Source organism: Komagataeibacter intermedius TF2 (assembly GCF_000964425.1).
GTDB classification, from domain to species: domain Bacteria; phylum Pseudomonadota; class Alphaproteobacteria; order Acetobacterales; family Acetobacteraceae; genus Komagataeibacter; species Komagataeibacter intermedius.
Genome location: NZ_BANF01000166.1, coordinates 1 through 6,731 on the forward strand (window position 1 = coordinate 1; position 6,731 = coordinate 6,731).

The window sequence follows — 6,731 nt, forward strand, 5'->3', positions numbered from 1 at the left end:
CCAGCCGCGCATGGCCGTCGCCTGACGGGACTGGCTGGCGGCCGGCCCGCGCGTCACAGCCATCCGTTGGCGCGGGCAATGCGGCCAGCCTCGATCCTGTTGGCCGCCCCCAGCTTGCTGGCGGATTCAGACAGGTAATTGCGCACCGTGCCCGGCGACAGGTTCAGCGCAAGCCCGATGGCCTTGTTCGACAGGCCTTCCTCGGCCAGACGCAGGATATCGCGTTCACGTTCGTTCAGCGGGTCGGGCTGGGCGTCCCATGCGGTCTCGATCAGTTCGGGGGCCAGCACATTGCGCCCGGCGGCAACCTGTCGCACGGCGTCCGACAGCACTTCGATCGGGCTGTCCTTCAGCAGGTACCCACGCACCGATGCCTCCATGGCGCGACGCAGATAGCCCGGCCGACCAAAGGTCGTGACGATCAGGACCTGCGTGGGCAGATTGTGCGCATGAATATGCCGCGCAACCTCGATCCCGGTACAGCCGGGCATTTCTATGTCCGATACGATCACGTTCGGGCGCAGTGTCTCCACCAGTTTTATGGCGTCATGCCCGTTGGTCGCCTGCCCGATGACCTGCATGTCCTCTTCCAGTCCCAGCAGGGCTGCAACCGCACCCAGCACCATGGTCTGGTCTTCCGCAATCACGATGGAAATCATGTCCGTTCTTCCCGCATGCGGGCCAGCAGGCACGTGCCCTGCCGGCTACTTTCAATAACCAGTTCCCCCCCGGCCGCCTGCAGTCGCGCCTGCATGCCCGACAGGCCACGCCCGAAACGGTGGGGGGATGTTCCCGTTCCGTTATCCAGTACCGACAGGGTAATGACATGCCGCCCCGACAGCAGGCGGATCGTGCTGGCCGTGGCGCCGGAATGGCGGATGACGTTGGTCACGGCCTCCCGCAGCGCCATGGCGAGGACGGCGTCACAGGGCGGGGGGACGGTTTCGAACGATCCGGACACCGTGCATTTTATGCCCGCCGCCTGCAGGGCCGCGCGGGCATGCCCCAGTTCATGGACCAGGGTTGCGTTCGTCATGCCCGTCAGGGCCGCGCGCAGTTCCGTCAGTCCCTGCCGGGCAATGGTGGCGATATTGCGCACTTCTTCCGTCGCGCGCGCGTCATCATGCGCCGCAAGCCGCGCGGCCAGATCGGCCTTCAGCGCGACAAGGGTAAGGGTCCGGCCCAGCAGGTCATGAATGTCACGGGCAATGCGCTCACGCTCGGTCGTGCGGCTGAGCAGGCGCACCTCGTCCTGCGCGGCCAGAAGCGAGCGGTTCTTGTCCTGCAGCATGGCCGTGCAGATGCACCATGTCCCCACGCACAGCCCCATGATGGTGGTCGGCAGCCAGTTGGGCCAGAATTCATGCGTAAACCAGACGAACCCGATGATCAGCAGCAGGAAGGAGATGATCGTGACCGCCGCCAGCATGACCGGCCGGGCCAGCCCCGCCAGCGCGCAGGCATAGACGATGAAGATTTCCCACCGTCCATGGAACGGGCTGATCATGAATGCGGCCAGCAGCACGGCGCAGCCATACAGGCAGGGCGTGAAGGAGCGGGTCGTCATGGCTTCCCACACCCCGCGCAGGAACAGCGCCGAGATCGTCAGGATGCCCATCCCGCCTATGACCAGATCCTGCCGGGTATGGGGCACCCACACCCACGGCAGCGTATAGACCGGCAGGAACAGCAGCGAGAGGCATATCGCCAGATGCCACGCCAGACGCGGCAGCCGGTTCTTTCTGCCCGGTGGGGGCAGGCTGGCGGGGGCAGGGGTATCGTCCATCATGTCCATGTCCCCCCGCGCCACGGCATGGGGGGCGTGCGCATCCGGCCGGGCTGAAACCGGGCGTGGGCTGTCTTCATGCTACCTTACCCCTTGCGACGGAACCGGCGGGCGCACTGGTCCATGACCAGATAGACCACAGGCGTGGAATAAAGCGTCATGACCTGGCACACAACCAGACCACCCAGAATGGCAATGCCAAGCGGGCGCCGCATTTCCACCCCGTAACTGTTGCCCAGAACCAGCGGCACGGCCCCCATGGCGGCCGCCAGAGTAGTCATAAGGATCGGGCGGAAACGCTTGACGCAGGCCATCTCGATGGCGGTGGCCACCGGCAGCCCGCCCTCACGCTGGGCCCTGAGCGCGAAATCAACCACCAGAATCGAATTCTTCGCCGCCATGCCCACCAGCATGATGACGCCGATCATCCCCACCAGCGAAAACGCCTCCCCACACAGCCACAGGCTGCCCGTCGCCCCCAGCATGGCCGATGGCAGGGTGGAAATGATGGTCAGCGGCTGGCTGTAGCTTTCATACAGTATGCCCAGCGTAATGTACATCACCACAATGGCCGACAGGAACGCCAGCACCTGGTTGACGATGGCGGCATGAAAATCGGCTGACTCGCCAACAAAGGCCCCATGCACGCCTGCCGGGACATGCAGACGCAGCATGCTGCGCTGTATGGCCTCTTCCGCCTGGCTGAGCGATCGGCCCGGCGCCAGGTCAAAGGAAATCGTGCCAGCAATCGCACCACCCTGGTGGCTGATGCTCAGGGGCGTGCCCTGCCTGCGCAGGTAGGTCACGTTGCTTAAGGGAATCATGGTTTCGGTGGCGGATGACACCGCCGAGCCACTTGATGCGCCCGCACCACCCGCCAGCCGGTTGGCAATGGAATTGCGGAAGGACTGCTGGCTTATGGCCGCAAGCCCGGTCAGCGACGCGGCGTCGGTGCGGGTCACGCGGATGGTGTTGGACACCGTGCCGCCGCCTGCCGACCCGCCCGCGGTCGATATCCACATGTCATGCACGATATCGGGATTTTCACGGTACTGCGCCGCCGTTTCCATAACGACATGATAGGCCGTGAACGGCGTGGAAATGTTGGAGGCCGTCCGCTCCCCATACGCATCATACAGGGAGTTGGAGATCAGCTGCGGCGTGATCAGGTATCGCGCGGCGGTATCACGCGCGATGTCCACCATAAGGGAATCCGCATTGTCCTCCACCCGCGTGGTGACGCCCATAAGGTCCGGCTCCTGCCGCAGGGCATCCGCCAGACGGGGCACCCAGGTGTAGACATCATCCGCATTGTCGGAGTGCAGCACGTAGCTGTAATTCCCGTCATGCTGCCGGCCGCCGCCACCATTCATGTCGCCCGCATTGGACAGGTTGACCTGTATGCCCCCGATCGTGCGCAGGGACGCACGCAGGCGCTGGCTGATTTCATCGGGCGTGGAATGGCGCTGGCCACGGTCCACCAGCTGGATGAAGAACTGCGACTGGTTGGTCGCTTCTTCCCCCGTCAGGGCAATGACATCGCGGATATCGGGGTCGGCGCGCAGCCGCCGCACCACTTCGCGCGTGCGTGCGGACATGGCCTGAAAGGAAATGTTCTGGTCCGCCCGCGCATATCCCTGCATGATGGAAATATCCTGCGCCGGGATCATGGTCTTCGGAATATGGGTCATGATGATGACACTGCCCACCAGCGTCAGCGGCAGTGACAGGATCACCAGCCACCTGTGGCGCAGCGCGTAATCCAGGCTGCCGCCATACCATGCCGTGCAGCGCACGAACCCCCGGTCCAGCGCCTGACCCAGCCGGTCACGCCAGCGATCCCCGCGCGCGGGGGCATGGCGGTGCAGCAGGTGCGCGCCCACCATCGGCGTCAGGCTGAGCGACAGCAGCAGCGACACGCTGACAGCCAGCACCAGCGTCATGGCGAATTCGAACAGGATCTTTCCCGGCGTGCCCCCCATGAACAGCATGGGCAGGAATACCGCAACCAGCGAGACGGTAATCGCCACGATGGTAAAGGCGATTTCCTCCGCCCCGGCAAGGGTCGCCTGCATGCGGCTGGCGCCGGCTTCCATGTGGCGGACAATGTTTTCCACCACCACAATGGCGTCATCGACGATAAAGCCGGTGGCGATCGTCAGCGCCATAAGGGACAGCGTATCGAGGGAAAAACCCATCAGGTACATGCCCGCCACCGCGCCCGCCAGCGAAATGGGAACGGTAATGACCGGTATGACCGTCGACCGCCATGACTGCAGGAACGCAAGAACCACGACAGTGACAAGGACAATGGCGAAAAACAGGGTGAACTGCGTATCCAGCAGGGCCGCGCGGATGGTCAGCGACCGGTCACAGGTAAAGTCCAGCCTGACATCCGCCGGCAGGGCCTGCTGCAGCAGGTGCGTGCGCGCCTTGATCTGGTCGGTAATGGCAATGACATTCGCACCGGGCTGCGGGCGGATGATGGCCACCACGGCGGGGTCATCATTCGCCCATCCGGCCCGACGTTCGTTTTCGGGTCCGTCCTCCACATGGGCGACATCCGCCAGCCGGACGGGGCGCCCGCTGCGGTAGGCGATGACCAGATCGCGGTACTGCGCCGCAGTCCGCGCCTGATCATTGGTGGCCAGCGTGAAACGCCGGTCGCCCGTTTCGATCACGCCCTTGGGGGTATTGGCGTTGGCCGACGCCAGGGCCGCGCGGACATCTTCATACCCGATCCCGAATTTGTACAGCATCCACGGCTGCACATCCACGCGCACCGCAGGCTTGGCAGTGCCCGCCACCTGCACCCAGCCCACGCCATGGATCTGGGACAGCATGGGCAGAAGCCGCGTTTCCGCCATGTCGCGCAGCTGGTACAGCGGACGGGTGGGGGAAGTCAGCGAGGCGATCATGACCGGCATGGAAGCCGGATTGGCCTTGTAGTACTGCGGGGTAATGCGCAGGGTCGGCGGCATGTCGGCGCGCGCGGCCTGAATGGCGGCTTCCACGTCCCGCGCGGCGCCATCGATATTGCGCGTGTCATCGAAAAACATGAGCAGGAAGGCAAAGCCGTCGTTTGAATCCGACTGGATCGTGCGCAGCCCGGCAATGGTGCCCAGGCGACGTTCCAGCGGGGTGGTGACGGAACTGGCCATCTGCTGGGGGGAACTGCCCGGCTGGCTTGCGATGACATAGATGACCGGCACCGAAAAATTCGGCATGTCCGCCACCGGCATGGCCCGATACCCCACCACCCCCGCGAACAGCAGGGCCATGGCCATAAGCAGGGTGCCGACGGGCCGCAGTATGAAAGGCCGACAGATATTCATACCGGTCGCCTACCGGTTCGTATCGCGCTGGATGAAGGCGGGAAGGAAGGGGTTGTCCTTCTGCAGCACAGCCTTCGTGGGCAGGCGCGACGTATCCCATCCCCCGCCCAGCGCCTCGACCAGGTTCACGCTGGCCACCATGCGCTGCTGGCGTATGCCCAGCACCGTTTCCGCGTCACCCAGCGCCGTCGTCTCGCTGGTAATGACGGTGGTATAGATCGTAATGCCAGCCTGATACTGGTTGAGAGAGACCTCCACCGTCCGGTTGGCCAGATCCAGCGCCGCGGCCTGACGCACGTCTTCATCAGCCAGTATCCGCAGGTTGGACAACTGGTCTTCCGTGCTCTGCAATGCCGAAAGCACGGTCTGGCGGTACGTGGCGACCGCGCTGTCATACTGGGCATCGGCCTCATGCACGGCGGCGGTGCGTGACCCGCCGGAAAACAGGGTTTCCGACGCGGCGGCCCCAAGGGACCAGACGCGGTTGGCCATGCTCATGAGCGAGGTGACCGGATCGCCACCACTCTGTTCATAGCTGGCGTTGATGGTGATGTCGGGATAGAAGGCCGCCATTTCGGCCCCGATCATGGCGTTGTATTCTTCCATTTTCCGCTCGGCCGACGCGATATCGGGGCGGCGCTGCAACAGGTCGGCCGGAACGCTGACGGGAATGGGGGGCACCTCGCGCGTCAGCGGCGCAGGCGCGATGGTGACATCGGCGGGTGGCCTGCCAATCAGCACCGCGATCGCATGTTCATACTGCGCGCGGTTGATCCCCGCCTGTATCAGCGATGCACGGTTCTGTTCCAGCGTCGTGCGCGCCTGCAGCACGGCAGTCGGGTCATTTATGCCCGCGTTGAACCCGTTTTCGGTAATGGCCAGCGCCTGTTCATTGAAATGCACGTAACGCCTCAGCAGGTCCTGCAGGGAATCCTGGTACCGCAGGTTGAAATAGGCGATGGCAAGCTGCGCCTGATACGACAGCGTGGCATTGGCCAGGTCGGCGGCACTGGCCTGCGCCGCCGTGACCTGTTCCTGTATCTGCCGCCGGATCTTGCCCCATATATCCAGATCCCAGCTGGCGCTGGGGCCGATGTCATAGGTGTTGTAGGCAGTTCCGGCCTTGGCATAGTTACTGCCTGAGGAAGACAGCGAACCCGCACCATGCCCGTCACGGTTAAAGCCCAGGCTGCCGCTTATGGTCGGGAAAAGCTGCGCGCGCACGCTGTCGATCAGGGCGCGGGCGTTGCGGTAACTGGCCTCGTACGCCTTGACGTTCTGGTTGGACAGGGCGACCTGCGCCTCCAGCCCGTCCAGCACCGGATCGTTATAGATCCGCCACCACTCCAGCTTGGGCCGGGCTGCCAGCTGGGGGGACGCCTGCTTCCAGCCCTGCGCGGGCCGCAGTTCCTTGAACTGCGTGGAAATGATGGCGTCTGGCCGGTGATAGCGTGGTCCCACCATGCAGCCCGCCAGCATGAGCGGCAGCACGATACCGTAAAACCTGGAAATCATGCCGGGTCCTTCACGTCGGGGAAAGAAGATGGCCCGCCCCGCCCCAGACGTCTGGCGAGCTTCTGGCTGATGCCATCCATGAGGAGATAGATGAC

The 6,731-nt window shown here is 64.2% G+C and carries 4 protein-coding genes; all 4 read right to left on the reverse strand.

The features are described 5' to 3' along the window. Window positions 1–53: 53 nt before the first annotated feature. The 4 genes from B7449_RS15080 to B7449_RS15095 all read right to left on the reverse strand — a co-directional run bounded on the left by B7449_RS15080 (window position 54) and on the right by B7449_RS15095 (window position 6,636). Window positions 54–659: a response regulator transcription factor gene (locus tag B7449_RS15080; protein ID WP_039736773.1), complete on the reverse strand. Its 606-nt coding sequence runs from the start codon at window positions 657–659 to the stop codon at window positions 54–56. Further along, window positions 656–1,789, reverse strand: coding sequence for a sensor histidine kinase (locus tag B7449_RS15085; RefSeq protein ID WP_159108157.1), 1,134 nt, complete (start codon window positions 1,787–1,789; stop codon window positions 656–658). The genes B7449_RS15080 and B7449_RS15085 overlap by 4 nt, the downstream gene beginning before the upstream one ends. 83 nt (window positions 1,790–1,872) lie before the next feature. Beyond that, window positions 1,873–5,121 (reverse strand): efflux RND transporter permease subunit, encoded by a 3,249-nt coding sequence (locus tag B7449_RS15090; RefSeq protein ID WP_039736772.1) that lies wholly within the window; start codon window positions 5,119–5,121, stop codon window positions 1,873–1,875. Window positions 5,122–5,130: 9 nt separating this feature from the next. Next, window positions 5,131–6,636 (reverse strand): efflux transporter outer membrane subunit, encoded by a 1,506-nt coding sequence (locus B7449_RS15095; protein ID WP_039736771.1) that lies wholly within the window; start codon window positions 6,634–6,636, stop codon window positions 5,131–5,133. Window positions 6,637–6,731: the final 95 nt, after the last annotated feature.